Origin of the sequence: Pseudoduganella albidiflava (genome assembly GCF_004322755.1) — a bacterium.
GTDB classification, from domain to species: Bacteria; Pseudomonadota; Gammaproteobacteria; order Burkholderiales; family Burkholderiaceae_D; genus Rugamonas; species Rugamonas albidiflava.
The window spans coordinates 4,142,174-4,157,583 of record NZ_CP036401.1; the positions used below are offsets into that span (position 1 = coordinate 4,142,174).

At 67.4% G+C, this 15,410-nt stretch carries 13 protein-coding genes; 9 read left to right on the forward strand and 4 right to left on the reverse strand.

All coding sequences use genetic code 11. The features are described 5' to 3' along the window. Positions 1–160 precede the first annotated feature (160 nt). Positions 161–607, reverse strand: coding sequence for a VOC family protein (locus EYF70_RS17010; protein ID WP_131146462.1), 447 nt, complete (start codon positions 605–607; stop codon positions 161–163). Positions 608–1,154: 547 nt separating this feature from the next. Between EYF70_RS17010 and EYF70_RS17015 the strand changes: the two genes are divergently transcribed. From EYF70_RS17015 to EYF70_RS17035, 5 genes are all read left to right on the forward strand, one after another. Beyond that, entirely contained in the window at positions 1,155–2,429 is a 1,275-nt protein-coding gene (locus tag EYF70_RS17015) for a dicarboxylate/amino acid:cation symporter (protein WP_131146463.1), read from the forward strand. Between the two features lie 64 nt (positions 2,430–2,493). Then, complete coding sequence (locus tag EYF70_RS17020) at positions 2,494–3,477, forward strand: porin (RefSeq protein WP_131146464.1); 984 nt, start codon at positions 2,494–2,496, stop codon at positions 3,475–3,477. A 36-nt stretch (positions 3,478–3,513) separates the two neighbouring features. Further along, the gene (locus tag EYF70_RS17025; protein ID WP_131146465.1) at positions 3,514–5,439 is read left to right on the forward strand and encodes a sensor histidine kinase; all 1,926 of its coding nucleotides are present in this window, start codon (positions 3,514–3,516) and stop codon (positions 5,437–5,439) included. A 23-nt stretch (positions 5,440–5,462) separates the two neighbouring features. After that, positions 5,463–6,818, forward strand: coding sequence for a sigma-54-dependent transcriptional regulator (locus tag EYF70_RS17030; RefSeq protein ID WP_165497706.1), 1,356 nt, complete (start codon positions 5,463–5,465; stop codon positions 6,816–6,818). Positions 6,819–6,876: 58 nt separating this feature from the next. Continuing rightward, positions 6,877–7,470 carry a cyclase family protein gene (locus EYF70_RS17035; RefSeq protein ID WP_131146466.1) on the forward strand — a complete coding sequence of 198 codons (594 nt, stop codon included), beginning with the start codon at positions 6,877–6,879 and terminating at the stop codon, positions 7,468–7,470. Between the two features lie 188 nt (positions 7,471–7,658). Here EYF70_RS17035 and EYF70_RS17040 read toward each other — a convergent pair whose 3' ends face one another. Together EYF70_RS17040 and EYF70_RS17045 are read right to left on the reverse strand one after the other, a co-directional pair. Beyond that, a complete protein-coding gene (locus tag EYF70_RS17040; protein ID WP_131146467.1) occupies positions 7,659–9,272 on the reverse strand; it encodes a GMC family oxidoreductase in 1,614 nt (537 codons plus the stop codon). A gap of 143 nt (positions 9,273–9,415) precedes the next feature. After that, complete coding sequence (locus tag EYF70_RS17045; RefSeq protein WP_131146468.1) at positions 9,416–9,772, reverse strand: nuclear transport factor 2 family protein; 357 nt, start codon at positions 9,770–9,772, stop codon at positions 9,416–9,418. A gap of 102 nt (positions 9,773–9,874) precedes the next feature. Here EYF70_RS17045 and EYF70_RS17050 point away from each other — a divergent pair, with 102 nt between their 5' ends. After that, positions 9,875–10,792, forward strand: a complete 918-nt coding sequence (locus EYF70_RS17050) for a LysR family transcriptional regulator (protein WP_131146469.1) — start codon at positions 9,875–9,877, stop codon at positions 10,790–10,792. Positions 10,793–10,838: 46 nt separating this feature from the next. Next, entirely contained in the window at positions 10,839–11,933 is a 1,095-nt protein-coding gene (locus EYF70_RS17055) for a GAF domain-containing protein (protein WP_131146470.1), read from the forward strand. Between the two features lie 61 nt (positions 11,934–11,994). Here EYF70_RS17055 and EYF70_RS17060 read toward each other — a convergent pair whose 3' ends face one another. Beyond that, a complete protein-coding gene (locus tag EYF70_RS17060) occupies positions 11,995–13,011 on the reverse strand; it encodes a helix-turn-helix domain-containing protein (RefSeq protein ID WP_131146471.1) in 1,017 nt (338 codons plus the stop codon). Positions 13,012–13,189: 178 nt separating this feature from the next. On the opposite strand from EYF70_RS17060, the gene eat reads away from it, so the two are divergent. After that, entirely contained in the window at positions 13,190–14,590 is a 1,401-nt protein-coding gene (gene eat / locus EYF70_RS17065; protein ID WP_131146472.1) for an ethanolamine permease, read from the forward strand. Next, positions 14,590–15,387: a TorF family putative porin gene (locus tag EYF70_RS17070; RefSeq protein WP_131146473.1), complete on the forward strand. Its 798-nt coding sequence runs from the start codon at positions 14,590–14,592 to the stop codon at positions 15,385–15,387. The genes eat and EYF70_RS17070 overlap by 1 nt, the downstream gene beginning before the upstream one ends. Positions 15,388–15,410: the final 23 nt, after the last annotated feature.

Here is a 15,410-nt window from a genome sequence, read left to right on the forward strand (position 1 = left end):
CCGGACCGGCGGCAGCGGGGATTGCCCCGAACTGCCGCGTATCCTGCGTCCCATCTTAGGAGGCTTTTGTTACCGGAATACGACAGGCCCGGCAGGCATGAGGAACCGGCCGCCTGGAAGTGCGCTGCACGGTGCCGGCCGCGACCTCACGGCTGCCCGCCTACCCCGCCGGCTGCTGCATGTAGACCGTATAGCGGCGCTGCATCTCTTCCGCGCTCAGCTCCTCGATGCTGTGCCCGATGTTCCAGCGGTGCCCGAACGGATCGCGCACGACGCCGCCGCGCTCGCCATAGAATTCATCCTGGACCTCGCGCTTCAGGCTGGCGCCCGCCTCCAGCGCGCGGGCCACCACCGCATCCGCATCGTCCACGTGCAGATGGATCGTGACGGGCGGGCTCTCTACGCCGCGCGGGCCGCTGATGCCGAATTCCGGATACTCGTCCGACAGCATCAGCGTGACGCCGCCGAAATCGAGCTCGGCATGCCCGACGCGGCCGCCGGGTTCGGTCAGCCGGAACTTCTCGGTCGCGCCGAAGGCCTTGCCGTAGAAATCGATCGCCGCGTTGGCGTCGCGCACGCACAGGTAGGCAAACAGTTCGTGGATCATGGCGTATCTCCTCAGGTTGGAAAACAAGCGGAAAAAAGCGGAAAACAACGATATACCTCCAACTCGCTGGAAAGCCTGGTGCTCGCTCGACGGCCCAGACCCCGCGGTTGATCGCAATCCGGGCTTGGATTCTCTTGACCAGCTTGCCAAGCCCCATCGTTGAGCCATCGCCGGTTCCGGTTCCGGTTCCTGTTCCTGTTCCAATACCGGTTTCAGTGCCCCGTTTGCCCAAGATCAAATTGCTGTATATCCATACAGTATAGATCGCCGTCCTGACATTGCAAGGGCAGACCTTGGCTGACATCCCGTCTGCGTTGCCAGGCAACCCGCAGAAGCAGTACCCCGGGCCCGCTCGCCAAGGCCCGTCCTGAGTCTTGGACCGCCCCGCCGAATCCCGTCCAATTTTTCAGACACACGGCCGCCGCCGTCGGCATCAATTCCAATAAAAACAATAACTTGGACAATCCGACAAGAGTGGCATGGCATTTGCTATCTACGACCCACCGCCGCGGTGGCCCACCGCGGTTTCTATAAAACGGAGACTGCAATGCAAAAAAGGCGCCCTCTCACCCTGTATATCCTGATCGCGATGCTGCTCGGCATCGCGGTGGGCTATGCCTGCCATACGATCTTCCCCGACAAGGCCGTCACCACGGCGATATCCGGCCACATTTCGCTGGTGACGGATATCTTCCTGCGCCTGATCAAGATGATCATCGCGCTGCTGGTGTTCTCCACGCTGACCATCGGCATCGCCAACCTGGCCGACGGCAAGGCTGCCGGCCGCATCGGCGCCAAGGCCTTCGCCTGGTTCGTGCTGGCCTCGCTGGTGTCGCTGGCGCTGGGCATGGGGCTGTCCAACCTGCTCCAGCTGGGCACCAACCTGGGCTTGCCGCTGCCCCCCGCCGACGCGACCACCGGCCTGAAGACCGCGGCGTTCACGCTGAAGGATTTCATCACGCACGTGGTGCCGAAGTCGCCCATCGAGGCGATGGCCAACAACGAGATCCTGCAGGTGCTGGTGTTCTCGATCTTCTTCGGTTCCGCGCTGGGCGCGCTGGGCGAATCCGGCAAGCGGCTGGTGGCCGTGGTGGACGAGCTGGCGCAGGTGATGCTGCGCATTACCGGCGCCATCATGGTCATGGCACCGCTGGCCGTGTTCGCCGCGATGGCCTCGGTCGTCACCACCAACGGGCTGGGCATCCTGGCCACCTTCGCCAAGTTCATGGGCGGCTTCTACCTGGGCCTGCTCTGCCTGTGGCTGCTGCTGATCGGTGCCGGTTTCGCGGTGCTGGGTCCGCGCGTGTTCCGCCTGGTCGGGCTGATCCGCGAACCGTTCCTGCTGGCTTTCTCGACCGCCAGCTCGGAAGCGGCGTATCCGAAGCTGCTGGTGGCGCTCGACAAGTTCGGCGTGGAGCGCCGCATCTCCAGCTTCGTGCTGCCGATGGGCTACTCGTTCAACCTGGATGGCTCGATGATGTACTGCACCTTCGCCGTGCTGTTCATCGCCCAGGCCTACGGTATCGACCTGTCGGTCGGCACGCAGATCACCATGCTGCTGTTGCTGATGCTGACCTCCAAGGGGATGGCCGGCGTACCGCGCGCGTCGCTGGTGGTGATCGCCGCTACGCTGACGCAGTTCAACATCCCCGAAGCGGGCCTGCTGCTGCTGATGGGCGTCGACCAGTTCCTCGACATGGGCCGCTCGGCCACCAATGCCGTGGGCAACGCGGTGGCCACGGCCGTCGTGGCGAAATGGGAAGGCGCGCTCGACGACGAGGCGCCGGCGCGCGACAAGCCGCGCGACATCCAGGCAGCATGAAGCACACGAATTTTTCAACCCTCACATCAATCATTCCCAACATTTATAACCACAAGGAGATGCCATGAAATATGCAATCACCGCCGCGCTGGCAATGGCCTGCGCCACCGCCCACGCACAATCGGAAGTCAAGGTCTACGGCGTCATGGACGCGGGCCTGGTCAAGGAATACGGCACGCCGAACGGCAGCAGCACCAATCTCACCGGCGGCGTGGCCTACGGCTCGCGGCTGGGCTTCAAGGGCAAGGAAGACCTGGGTGGCGGCCTGTCCGCCATCTTCACGCTGGAGAGCGGCATCAATATCGATACCGGCACGTCCGGCCAGGGCGGCCGCCTGTTCGGCCGCCAGGCCTTCGTGGGCCTGGCCGGCAAGTTCGGCAGCCTGACGGCAGGCCGCCAGTATTCGCCCTACTACAAGGCGCTGGGCGACATCGCCGACCCGTTCGAGGATGGCCTGGCCGGGCAGGCGATGAACATCATCGCGGCCAACCGCCGCATGGATAACTCGGTGGTGTACGGCACCCCGGTGATGGCCGGCTTCTCGGCCGAGGTGGCATACGGCGCGGGCGAAGTGGCGGGCGACGCCACCCGCAGGCGCGAACTGAGCGGCGCGGTGACGTATGCGCCCGGCGACCTGACCGTGATCCTCACCCACCATCGCCGCGAAGACCCGCTGCTGCCGCAGCACGCCAGCAACTCGGCGGTGGTGGTGCGCTACAAGCTGGGCGACCTGATCGGCCATGCCGCCTTCGCGCGCAACCGCGGCCTGGGCGACGACAGCCGCGACGTGCTGCTCGGCCTGACGTACGTGACCGGTCCGCACCGCGTGCTGTTCTCCGCCGTCCAGCGCGACGACAGCTCGGCCGCCAAGCGCGATGCGCGCCAGTTCGGTATCGGCTACCTGTACGGCCTGTCGCCCCGTACCGACCTGTACACCGCCTACGGCCATATCGACAACGACAACGGCGCCAGCTACAAGGTCGGCAACGCCAGCGACGACGGCACCGGCAACGCCGCCCTGAACCTCGGCATCCGCCACAAGTTCTAAGCGGCGCGGCACGCCGCATTTGCTATAGTTGCCGGGATGCCAGCCCTGCCCGACACCATTGCCGATCCCTCCGACGCGGCGGCCGCCCCACCCGGGCGGCCGCCGCGTCGGCATTGGTTCGAGCCGGTGCGCCTGGCGTGGGGTGCGGCGCTCGCCGGCGGCGTGGCCCTGGCCTGGGCCGCCTACTGGTGGACCGGGGAGGTCAGCACGGACCGGCTGCGCGCGGCAGGTGCGCAACGCCTGGAAACCTACGCGGCCAGCCTGGAAAACCTGCTCGACAAATACGACTTCCTGCCGCACATGCTGGAGCTGGACAAGGATGTGCTGGCGCTGCTGGAACACCCCGGCGATGCGGCGCGCCGCCATGAAGTCAACAGCTATTTGGAGCGCCTGTCCCGGCAGGCCGGCTCCCGCATCATTTATATCGTCGACCTGCGCGGCCGCACGCTGGCGGCCAGCAACTGGCGCCAGAAGGACAGCTTCGTGGGCGACGACATCGGTTTCCGCCCCTACCTGCAAAACGCGCTGCGCGGCCGCCCCAGCGGCTTCTACGGCGTGGGCACCACCAGCGGCGAACCGGGATATTTCTATGCGCGCGGCGTGTACCGCGACGGGCGCATGCTGGGCGTGGCCGTGGTGAAGGTCAATATCGAAGCGCTGGAACGGGGCTGGATCCAGGGCGCGGACAAGGTGATGCTGGCCGATGCCAACGGCGTGGTGTTCCTGTCGTCGCTCCCGGCCTGGAAGTACCACGCGCTGCGCCCGCTGCCCGCCAGTGTACGTGCCAGCCTGGCACAGACGCGCCAGTACCACCGCCTGCCGCTGCCGCCGCTGCCCATCCGCCACGAGGAGGCACGCGCCGACGGTACCCGCGTGCTCGTCATCGATACACCCGGCGTCACAAGGAGCGGCACCGCGCCGCCCCTGCTGGCGCAAACCCGTTCGCTGGCACCGCGCCAGTGGACCTTCATCTACCTGTCCGACCTGAGCCAGGCCCGCGCCAACGCCCGCGCGGCCGTGCTGTTCACCTGCATGGCCTACGGCTTCCTGGTGGTGCTGTTCCTGTACCTGCGCCAGCGCCGGCGCGGCAACCGCCAGCGCCTGCAAGCCAGGGAGCAACTGCTGGCAGCCTACAACAACCTGGAATTGATGGTGGCCGAACGCACGTCCCGGCTGGAACAGACCACGCAAAGCCTGATCGATGAAATGGCCGTGCGCCGACAGGCCGAGCAGCAGCTGCACCGCACCCAGAACGAGCTGTACCAGGCCGGCAAGATGGCCGTGCTGGGCCAGATGTCCGCCAGCATCACCCATGAACTGAACCAGCCGCTGACGGCGCTGCGCACCATGTCCGACAATGCCGTGCTGCTGTTCGATCGCGGCCGCATGGCCGAAGCGCGCGACAACCTGGCCAAGATCTCGCAGATCGTGGCGCGCATGGGCGGCATCACGGGCAAGCTGAAGAGCTTCGCGCGCAAGTCCAACGCCGACCTGGCGCCGGTCTCGGTGCACACCGCCGTGTCGAACGCGCTGGTGCTGGTGGAGCGCCGCCTGCAGCTGGACAACGTGGCCTTCACGCTCGACATCAGCCAGGGCGACATCTATGCGCTGTGCGACAGCAACCGGCTGGAACAGGTGCTGCTGAACCTGCTGAGCAATGCGCTCGACGCGCTGGGAACGCTGGAGCGGGGCGCGCGCCGCGAACTGTCGGTAAGCGTCTGGGAAAAGCCGGGATCGGTGCTGATCCGTGTCGCCGACAGCGGCCCAGGCTTGTCGGACGAAGCGCGCGCGCGCCTGTTCGAACCCTTCTTCACCACCAAGCCGCAGGGCGAAGGCCTGGGGCTCGGCCTGGCCATTTCCGAACAGATCATCCGCGACTTCGGCGGCACCCTGCGCGCCGAGGGCGCCGCCACCGGCGCCTGCTTTATCATCGAACTCCGGCCGGCCTCCGCGGGGCCCTGATGCAACAGAGAGGAGCCATTGCAATGGATGTGAATGCGATCGAAGTCATCCTGGTCGAGGACGACCCCGCCGTGCGCGAAGGCAGTGCCCAGGCGCTCGACCTGGCCGGTTTCACCGTGCGTGCCTTCGACAGCGCCGAACCGGCGCGCGAGCTGCTGGCAAGCCAGGGCCGCGCCGTGCTGGTAAGCGATGTGCGGCTGCCCGGCATGAGCGGGCTGGAACTGCTGGCGGCGGTCCGCGCAGTCGATCCCGACCTGCCGGTTATCCTGGTGACGGGGCATGGCGATATCGCCATGGCGGTCCAGGCCATGCACGACGGCGCCTACGATTTCATTGAAAAACCTTACTCGTCCGTCCAGCTGGCCGACGTGGTGCGGCGCGCGGCCGACAAGCGCCGCCTGCAGCTGGAAGTGCATGAGCTGCGCCAGCGCCTGGCGCACAGCCAGGGCATCGATGCCGCGCTGCTCGGCAACGCGCCCGCCATGCGCGAACTGCGCCGGCTGATCCTGGAGGTGGCCAGCCAGCCCGCCGATGTGCTGGTGTATGGCGAGACGGGGACCGGCAAGGAACTGGTGGCGCGCTGCCTGCATGAATTCAGCGAGCGCGCGCGCCACCAGTATGTGGCCATCAATTGCGGCGCCATCCCGGAAACCATCTTCGAGAGTGAACTGTTCGGCCATGAGGCGGGCGCGTTCACGGGTGCGGGCAAGCGCCAGGTGGGCAAGATCGAGCACGCCTCGGGCGGCACGCTGTTCCTGGACGAGATCGAGAGCCTGCCGCTGGCCATGCAGGTCAAGCTGCTGCGGGTGCTGCAGGAACGCCATGTCGAGCGCCTCGGCTCGGTCCAGCCGCTGCCGGTGGACGTGCGCGTGATCGCCGCCTCGAAGGACGACCTGCAGGAGCTGGTGAAGGCCGGCCAGTTCCGCGCCGACCTGTACTACCGCCTGAACCTGATCGTGCTGCACATTCCGCCGCTGCGCGAGCGGCGCGACGATATCCCGCTGCTGTTCGAGCACTTCATGCTGGACGCGGCCCGCCGCTACCGGCGCGACGTGCCGTCCGTGCCCGCCGCGCACATGCAGGCGCTGCTGCGGCACGACTGGCCCGGCAATGTGCGCGAGCTGCGCAACGCCGCCGACCGCTACGTGCTGGGCCTGGGCGGCGCCCTGCCCGGCATGGCTACCGGCCCGGCGGCGGCCGAGACGCCTGCGGCCTCGCTGGCGGACCAGGTGGGCGCATTCGAGCGCGCCCTGATCGAACAGGCCTTGCGCAGCGCGGCCGGCAACGTGGGCGCCGCCTGCACCGCGCTCACGCTGCCCAAGCAGACCATGTACCACAAGATGCAGAAGTACGGGCTGGTGGCGGACGATTACCGGTAGACGCCACGCCACGCATTCCGCCGGGCGTACCATCGACCAGGACACGGAGGAGCATCGGATGAGCGAATGGATCGACCTGACCCGCACGCTGGACGAGGATCTGTGGATCTACCGGGAAGACGGCTATGCCGACCCGCCGCTCGTCGTCGAGCGCTGGGCCGAACGGGCTACGGCGGGCTTCGAGGTATGGCGCCTGGCGCTGGGCACGCAGACGGGCACGCATATCGACGCGCCCTGCCACTTCGCCGATGGCGGCGCCACGCTGGACACCTTGCCCGCCGCCGCGTGCGTCGGCACCTATCGCCTGGTCATGGCCGGACACCTCGCCGACCCGGACTTCCAGCCTGAATGGGCCGGCGAATCGCACCTCCTGCTGGATGCCCGCGCGCCGCACCGGGCCGCCACGCCAGCCATCGACGCCCTGCTGGCGCTGCCGCCCCGGATGATCGTCATGGTCGGTTGCGTGACGCCGGCGCACGACGACCCGCTGTGGTTCCACCGCCGCGTGGCGCAGGCGGGAAAATTCCTGGCCGAGGATACGCTGGAAGACATCGGCGAGCTGGCGTCCACTGGCGACATCATCGCCATGCCCTTGCGGCTCGCCGGGGTCAGCGGCTCACCGGCCCGCGTGCTCGTGCGGGCCGGGGCATGACGGGCCGCTTGCTGGCGCGGGGATAAAAACCGGACCGGCCGTCAGATGCCGATGCCGCTAAGTTAAGCGTTACCCACACACATTGAAAGCGCATGCATTCACCCCAACGGCGAAGGGCTGGGGTCAGACCCGGCGGGTCTGACCCCGGAATTTGCACTTGGGGTGGGCTTATCCAAGCCGTGCTACCGTCAGATCCCGTACTTCGCCTTGATGGCATCGGCGGCGCGCTCGCCGATGACGACACAGGGCGCCATCGTATTGCCGGTGGTGATGCGCGGCATGATCGATGCATCGGCGATGCGCAGGCCCGCCACGCCATACACTTCCAGGCTCCCGTTAACCACCGACATGGCGTCGCGCCCCATCTTCGCCGTGCACGACTGGTGCCAGTACGTGACGGCGCCATTGCGCAGGTAGCGCCGCATGTCTTCGGCGTGAAGGTTGCCCGGCATGCTCTCGCGGGTGACGAAGCCCTTGAAGGCCGCCGCGTTGCCCAGCTCCCGGCACATGCGTACGCTGGCCAGCGCCGCCTCCATGTCGTCCGGATCGGCCAGCGTATTGGCCCGGATGATCATCGCATCGCCGGCGCCGGGCCCGGAGAGCAGCAGCTGGCCGCGGCTTTTGGGGTGCGCCAGCCCCGCGAACATCGTCCATCCATGCGCGGGAACGCCGAGCGCCGCATTCTCCGCGCTGGGCACGGGGAACTCGACCTGGCAGTGCAGCATGTCCGGCGCGTCGAGGGCGGGATCGCTCTTCCAGTACAGCGTGGCTTCCGAGCCGCCATTGCCCACTTCCTGCGGTTCGGCGTATTCCCAGATGCAGCCGAACGACACATGGTCCTGGTGGTTCTGGCCGACCCCGGGCAGGTGCTGGCGCACGCCGATGCCATGCCGCCGCAATTCCTGTTCCGGCCCGATGCCCGACTGCATCAGCACCTTCGGCGTGTTGACCGCGCCCAGCGACAGCACGACTTCGCGCTCCGCGGTAAACGACCGCAGGCGGCCATCGACGATGACGTCGACACCGGTGACCCGGCTGCCCTCGAAGACCAGCCGGGACACCAGCGCACCGGTGAGGACGGTCAGGTTCGGCGCGGCCATGCGCGGATATGTATAGGAACGGAAGATCGACAGGCGCTTGCCGCCGGCGATGCGCAGGTCGTTCAGGGCCGCGCCACCATCGCCTTCCATCATCGCGCCGTTCGGGCTGTCGAAAGTCGGCACGCCGAGCGAACGGGCCGCTTCCAGCATCAGGGTCGCGGCGGGCTTGGGATCCGCGGCGGGTGCGACGTGGACCGGCCCTCCCCGGCCACGGCGCTCCGGGTCCGCCGGGCCATGCCAGTCCTCGATGCGCCGGTAGATGCCCAGCACGGACTGGTAGTTCCACGCATCGTCGCCCGCCTCGGCGGCGAAGTGGTTCCAGTCGGCGCGGTGGCCCCGGGCCCACACCATCACGTTGATGCTGGAACCGCCGCCCAGCACCTTGCCCATGTTCATGGGGATGGCGCGGCCACCCAGGTGTTCGTTCGGCTCGGCCATGAAACCCCAGTCGCGTTCCGAGCCCAGGTTCAGGGGCCACTGCGCGGGATCGGTGACGCTGGCGACCTCGTCGCTGCCCCCCGCTTCGAGTAGCAGCACCCGCACTTCGGGATTCTCGGCGAGCCGCGCCGCGACGACGGACCCCGCCGAGCCGGCGCCGCACACGATGAAGTCGAAGCGGGTGTTCTGTGACGTGGACAGGTGCAGCTGGTTGGCGCGGACCGCTTCCGCGAAGCCGGGTTCCGTTGAGTTCGTACTGGTCATGTGCATGCTTTCGATAGATGGAGGGCGCCAGGAGCCACGACAGGGCCGGCGTGCTGTTGCATTTTTTGAATGCGATGCCGATTATATCGATTTTTCCGATTCTATCGAATTTATTTTGCGTTGGGATAATGCGCCGTCGAGCTTCACGCGCCGATCGCCAGCGAGGCGATACCGCCTGGCACCAGCACGAAATGGAACTTGAGGGTGACGGGACTGCCGGGAAAATTCCCCGACACGACAGCGCTGAGTTCGCACTGCGCATCGTCGCCCACCATGGCAAGCGGCTCGATGCTGGACTGATAGCGCGTGGCGGTGTCATGCACCCAGGCGGCAATTTCCGCGCTGCCGCGCCGGGTCGCCCCCTCGTCGCGCACCGTGCCATCGGCAACGAAACAGGCGGCGACGCCTGCGGCGTCCTGGTCATTCGCTGCCTGGATATAAGCCGCCACGGCGGATGGCAGCACAGGGGAAGGCGGCAAGGTGGAAGGCTTCTCGTTCATGGTGTTCTCCTTGAGTGTTTTACCCAGTGTAGGGCCGCTCACCATGGCGAAAAACTAGCGGTACAGGTATGCTCGATGAACCTGTGGTTCATAATGAATTCGATGAGCTCGCTAGAATTGATCCGGCTGTTCCTGGCCGTGGCCGAACACCGCAGCTTCACGCTGGCGGCCAGGCGCCTCAATGTCAGCCCGACCGCCGTGAGCAAGGGCGTCCGGGCCCTGGAGAACCGGCATGGCGTCACGCTGTTCACGCGAAACACCCGCAGCGTCTCGCTGACCGATGCCGGCACCGCCCTGCTGGCCGAGCTGAAACCCGCGGTGGACCAGATCGATGGCGCATTCGCCGAACTGGCCCGGTTCCAGGCCCGGCCGTCCGGCCATCTGCGCGTCACGGCGCCGCGCGCATTCGGTTTCCTGCTGGCGCGCCACCTGGTGCCGCGCATGCGGGCGAAGTACCCGGACATCACGTTCGACCTGTCGCTCGACGACGGGCTCGTCGACCTGGTGGCGGCCGGCTACGATGCCGGCGTGCGGCTGGGCCAGGCGATCGCGCAGGACATGGTGGCCATCCGCCTCAGCCGCCCGCTGCCCTGGTCGATGGTGGCATCGCCCGCCTACTTCGCCCGGCACGGCGAGCCGGCCACGCCGCGCGACCTGCTGGAGCATGCGACCATTCGCTATCGCTTCGCCACCGCGGGCGTCCTGCCGCCCTGGCGCTTCACCGGCAGCGAGGGCGAGATCCAGATCGATACCCCGGCCGCCCTGTGCGCGAACGATACGCGGTTGATCGCCGAGCTGGCGCGCCAGGGCCTCGGCATCGCCTGCCTGCCCGACATCGAGATCGCCGGCGAGCTGGCCAGCGGGCGCCTGGTGCGCACGCTGGCGCGCCATGTCCCGGAAACGTCCGGCCTGTACCTGTATTTCCCGATGCGCAGCCAGCACCAGCCGAAACTGCGCGCGCTGATCGACGAAGCCGCTCGATTGGCCGGCGAGGGCGTGCTCGATACGGTGCCGCCGTGACGGCACGCGCCCGCCCGCAGGCAGCGCCTCGGCTATACTGCCGGCCATGAACAGCTCCATCATCACGACGGCCCAGGCAGCGAAGATCCTCGGCGTCTCGGCGCGCACCGCGCAGCTCTGGATCGAAAGCGGCGTGATCCCGTCGTGGAAGACACCCGGCGGCCACCGGCGCATGTACGAGTCCGATGTGCTGGCAACGCTGGCACAGGGCGGCGACGTCAAGGCGCCGGACTGGGAAGTGCTCGTGCTGGCCCCTGAGCGCCACCACGCGAACTGGTATGGCGCGTTCACGTCCCTGGGGGCGGAACGCATTTCCTGTCTCGACAATCCGGTCGCCGCCGCGGTGATGCTCGGCGCCACCGTGCCGGACATGCTGGTGGTGCAGGTGGAGACGGCGGATGACCTGCTGCCGGACTTCCTGGCGGCGCTGCAGGACGTGCCCTTGCTGAACCGCCTGCGGCTGGTGATCGCGACCGGCCTGCCGCCCGCACGGATCGACGCCATGCTGGGCCCCGACCTGCGCTACACGCTGATTCCCCTGCACGCCAGGCCGGAAGGCCTGACCGAGGAACTGGCGAAGCATTCGCCGCTGAAGCCCGGCATCCCGGTGCCCCTGCCCCCGGCGCTGCTGGATGCGCCGTTCCCCGTGGGCGCCAACGAAGCGGCGCGCCTGGCAGCGGTGCACCGCTCGGGGCTCCTGTACAGCGCGCGCGAAGCCACGATGGACAATATCGCCGAACTGGCTGCCCTGAGCCTGGCGATGCCGGTCGCCCTGATCAGCATCATCAGCGAGGACAAGCAATGGTTCAAGGCCCGGGTTGGGCTCGAGCTGCGGGAAACGCCGCGCGACTGGGCTTTCTGCAACCACACGCTGCTGCAGTCCGGCGTTCAGGAAATCTGCGAACTGGACACCGATCCCCGTTTCGCGGACAACCCCGCCGTCGCGGGTGCGCCGCATTTCCGCTACTACGCCGGTGCGCCGATCATGGACGACCGGGGCTTTGCCCTCGGCTCGCTGTGCGTCATCGATACCAAACCGCGCAAGCTCGGCGCCGAGGGTACGCAGATCCTGGGCCGCCTGGCGCGCCAGGCATCGTTCGAAGTGAGCCGCGCCATCCGTTCGGCGGCCGGGCGCAAATAAGGCATCCCGCGAAGACAGCACGCGAAGACAGCACGCGAAGACATCGCGCGAACGCCCTTGATCAGCCAGGGCGCGCGGCCCCCCTGGCGCAGGCCGACGGCGTTTTCCCGAACAGCTTCTTGTAGTCGCTGGAAAACTGGCTGAAGTTATCGATGCCCCAGTCGGCGGCGAGCCGGCCGATGCCGCGGGCATGCGGCGGCTCGTCGCGCAGCATGCGGCGGATGGCGTTGAGCCGCAGCCGGCGCAGGTACACCACCGGGCTGACGCCCAATACATCCTCGAAGCAGTATTGCAGCGTGCGGCGGCTGACGCAGGCGTGTTCGCACAGCTCGGGAATACTGACCGCCCGGTCGCGGTGCAAATACAGGTAGTCGCGGCATTTCGCCACGATGCCGCGGCGCCGCTGCTGGCTTTTCAGCGCCGCCGCTTCGATGCTGGTCGCACCGAGCATGCGCAGCAGCGTGTCCACCACGCGATGCCGGGTGGCCTCGGCCGATGCTTCGTCGCAGCCGTCGCCCTCGCGGGCACCGTCCAGCAAGGCGGACAGCATGCGCAGGCAGGCGCCGCGGGCGGCCGGGTCGACGCGCAGGATTTCTGCGCCGTCGAGCCCCGCCAGTCCTTCCTCGCAGCCCAGCTGCCGCGCCCTCTCCTCGCACAGGCCGCGGCTGACCACGATGCCGTAGATATCGTGGTCGCGCGGGGTGACCAGTTCGAAGGCCTTGCCGCCCGGCCGGGCCATCACCGTGGCGGCGCCGGCCTTGCGGCCGTTGATGCGGCTGGCCTCCAGCTCCAGCGGCAGGCCGAACCACAGCGCATCCTCGCGTACGCGGCACGCCTGGTGGACCGACTGGTTGATGCGTTCCCGGAACACCTGCACGCCGGGCAGCTGCCATTCATCCAGCGCGCCGACGAAGGCGCCGCACGTGATCTGGTCGTAGACCTGCTCCCAGCCGGTGAGATGGCGTGCCAGGTCGTCGGCGTCATCGGCCGTGACGCGCCGCAGTATGCCGGGTTCCACCGGCAGGCCGGGTTCCGCCGCGAGGCAGGAAGGTGCGGATGTGGTTTCAATCTGGTGCATGACTGGTTCACCTTGGGACGGGGTTGCCGGCGGCGGTGCGGGTGGCCGCCGCCGTGGTAAATGCGCCGCACTGACGGGAACTTTGCCGATTTCCACTAACGTTGTCGAGCGAAGCTTTCCTACACTCGGTTTAGCAATTTGCGTTCCACGACGCTTCCCGCGTGGGGCATGTCAATGCATGAGCCAACAGGAGAACAGCATGAACATGGCAGGCAAACCGGGCGCGCCGGCGCTCAGGCAAACGCTGGGCACTGTCCAGCTCTGGGGGATCGCCGTCGGGCTGGTGATTTCCGGCGAGTATTTCGGCTGGAGCTATGGATGGGCTTCGGCGGGCACGCTGGGCTTCACGGTGACGGCGATCTTCGTCGCGCTGATGTACACCTGCTTCATCTTCAGCTTCACCGAACTGACCACCGCCATTCCGCAGGCCGGCGGCCCCTTCGCCTACAGCAAGCGGGCGTTCGGCGCCACCGGCGGCTATCTCGCCGGCGCGGCCACGCTGATCGAATTCGTCTTCGCGCCGCCGGCCATCGCGCTGGCGATCGGCTCCTACCTGAACGTGCAGTTTCCCGACCTGGATCCGAAATGGATCGCGGTGGGCGCCTACCTCGTGTTCATGACGCTCAACATCGCCGGCGTGCAGCTGGCGGCCACTTTCGAACTGCTGATCACCGTGCTGGCCATCGGCGAGCTGCTGGTCTTCATGGGCGTCGTCTCGCCCGGCTTTTCGATGGCCAATTTCGTGCGCGGCGGCTGGGCCGGACAGGATGGCTTCAGCATGGCGGCGGTTCCCGGCATGCTGGCGGCGATCCCGTTCGCCATCTGGTTCTTCCTGGCGATCGAGGGCGTGGCGATGGCGGCCGAGGAAGCCAAGGACCCGCGCCGCTCGATCCCCATCGCCTATATCGCCGGCATCCTCACGCTGGTGGCGCTGGCCATCGGCGTGATGGTGTTCGCCGGCGGCGTGGGCGACTGGACCAGGCTGTCGAACATCAACGATCCGCTGCCGCAGGCGATGAAGACCATCGTCGGCGCGGACAGCGGCTGGCTGCACATGCTGGTCTGGCTCGGCCTGTTCGGCCTGGTCGCTTCCTTCCACGCCATCATCCTGGGCTACTCGCGGCAGATCTTCGCCCTGGCGCGCGAAGGCTTCCTGCCACGCCGGCTGGCGACCATCCATCCGCGCCTGCATACGCCCCACCTGGCCGTGCTGGCCGGCGGCGTGATCGGTATCGCCGCCATCTTCAGCGACCAGTGGGTGAGCTTTGGCGGCCAGACGCTGACGGCCAATATCGTCACCATGTCCGTGTTCGGCGCCATCACGATGTACATCGTCAGCATGCTCAGCCTGTTCAAGCTGCGCCGCACGGAACCCGACATGGTGCGCCCGTGGCGCGCGCCCGGCTATCCGTGGGTGCCGGGCTTCGCCGTCATCGCGGCGCTGGTGTGCCTGGTCACCATGATCTACTACAACTTCCTGATCTTCTGCGTCTATCTCGGCTTGCTGGCCGCCGGCTACGCCGTGTTCCTGCTCAGCCGCGACAGGCATCCCGCCGCCCCTACCGTGGAGACCATCTGATGCCCCGCACCTTTGCCCACCTGCTCGTTTCCGTCGCCATCGCCACCTGGGCCGCCGGCGCGGCCGCCCAGGAAGCCCCCTGGACGCTGTCCGGCAACCTCACGCTGGCGTCCGACTACCGCTTCCGCGGCCTGACGCAGACCCAGAAACGGCCCGTGGTGCAGGGCACGTTCGATGGCGTGCACGCCAGCGGCCTGTACCTCGGCCTGTTCGCCTCCAGCGTCTCGCAGGCGGCCTACAACAACGGCAGCGGCACCGAGATCGACGTGTACGGCGGCTACCGGTTCGCCTGGGGCGAGGGCAACAATATCGATGCCGGCATCGTGACCTACTGGTTCCCCGGCGCCGGCTACCAGTCGGGCGGCCGGCATATCGACTACGATACGCAGGAAGCCAAGCTGGCGGTCAACCTGGGCAGCGTCAATGTGACGGGCTGGGTGGGCCTGAGCAAGCACTGGTTCGGTTTCGCCGCCGATCCGTTCAGCGGCCAGCCAGTGGCAACCCGGGGCACCAGCTACCTGGAAGTGAACTGGTCGCCGGAGCTGGCGCCCGGCCTCGTGCTCAACCTGCACGCCGGCCGGCAGCACTTGCGGCACCTGGGCGATTATGATTTCACGGACGTGAAGATCGGCGTGACGAAGCAGTACAAGGCCTGGTCCTTCAGCCTGGCCGCCATGCACAACGATGGCGAGGCGGCGCGCGGCGCCGTCCCGCTGTGGACATTCTTCGATGCGGATGGCACCGGCAAGCATGTGGCAGGATCGGCACTGGTGATCAGCGCGTCGCAGACGTTCTGACCGCCATGCTCAACAGTGGAGCG

Excerpts from the sequence above, each read along its gene's own strand:
- EYF70_RS17010 (WP_131146462.1), bottom strand. The coding sequence starts at position 607 with ATGATCCACGAACTGTTTGCCTACCTGTGCGTGCGCGACGCCAACGCG.
- EYF70_RS17015 (WP_131146463.1), top strand. The coding sequence starts at position 1,155 with ATGCAAAAAAGGCGCCCTCTCACCCTGTATATCCTGATCGCGATGCTG.
- EYF70_RS17020 (WP_131146464.1), top strand. The coding sequence starts at position 2,494 with ATGAAATATGCAATCACCGCCGCGCTGGCAATGGCCTGCGCCACCGCC.
- EYF70_RS17025 (WP_131146465.1), top strand. The coding sequence starts at position 3,514 with ATGCCAGCCCTGCCCGACACCATTGCCGATCCCTCCGACGCGGCGGCC.
- EYF70_RS17030 (WP_165497706.1), top strand. The coding sequence starts at position 5,463 with ATGGATGTGAATGCGATCGAAGTCATCCTGGTCGAGGACGACCCCGCC.
- EYF70_RS17035 (WP_131146466.1), top strand. The coding sequence starts at position 6,877 with ATGAGCGAATGGATCGACCTGACCCGCACGCTGGACGAGGATCTGTGG.
- EYF70_RS17040 (WP_131146467.1), bottom strand. The coding sequence starts at position 9,272 with ATGACCAGTACGAACTCAACGGAACCCGGCTTCGCGGAAGCGGTCCGC.
- EYF70_RS17045 (WP_131146468.1), bottom strand. The coding sequence starts at position 9,772 with ATGAACGAGAAGCCTTCCACCTTGCCGCCTTCCCCTGTGCTGCCATCC.
- EYF70_RS17050 (WP_131146469.1), top strand. The coding sequence starts at position 9,875 with ATGAGCTCGCTAGAATTGATCCGGCTGTTCCTGGCCGTGGCCGAACAC.
- EYF70_RS17055 (WP_131146470.1), top strand. The coding sequence starts at position 10,839 with ATGAACAGCTCCATCATCACGACGGCCCAGGCAGCGAAGATCCTCGGC.
- EYF70_RS17060 (WP_131146471.1), bottom strand. The coding sequence starts at position 13,011 with ATGCACCAGATTGAAACCACATCCGCACCTTCCTGCCTCGCGGCGGAA.
- eat (WP_131146472.1), top strand. The coding sequence starts at position 13,190 with ATGAGCCAACAGGAGAACAGCATGAACATGGCAGGCAAACCGGGCGCG.
- EYF70_RS17070 (WP_131146473.1), top strand. The coding sequence starts at position 14,590 with ATGCCCCGCACCTTTGCCCACCTGCTCGTTTCCGTCGCCATCGCCACC.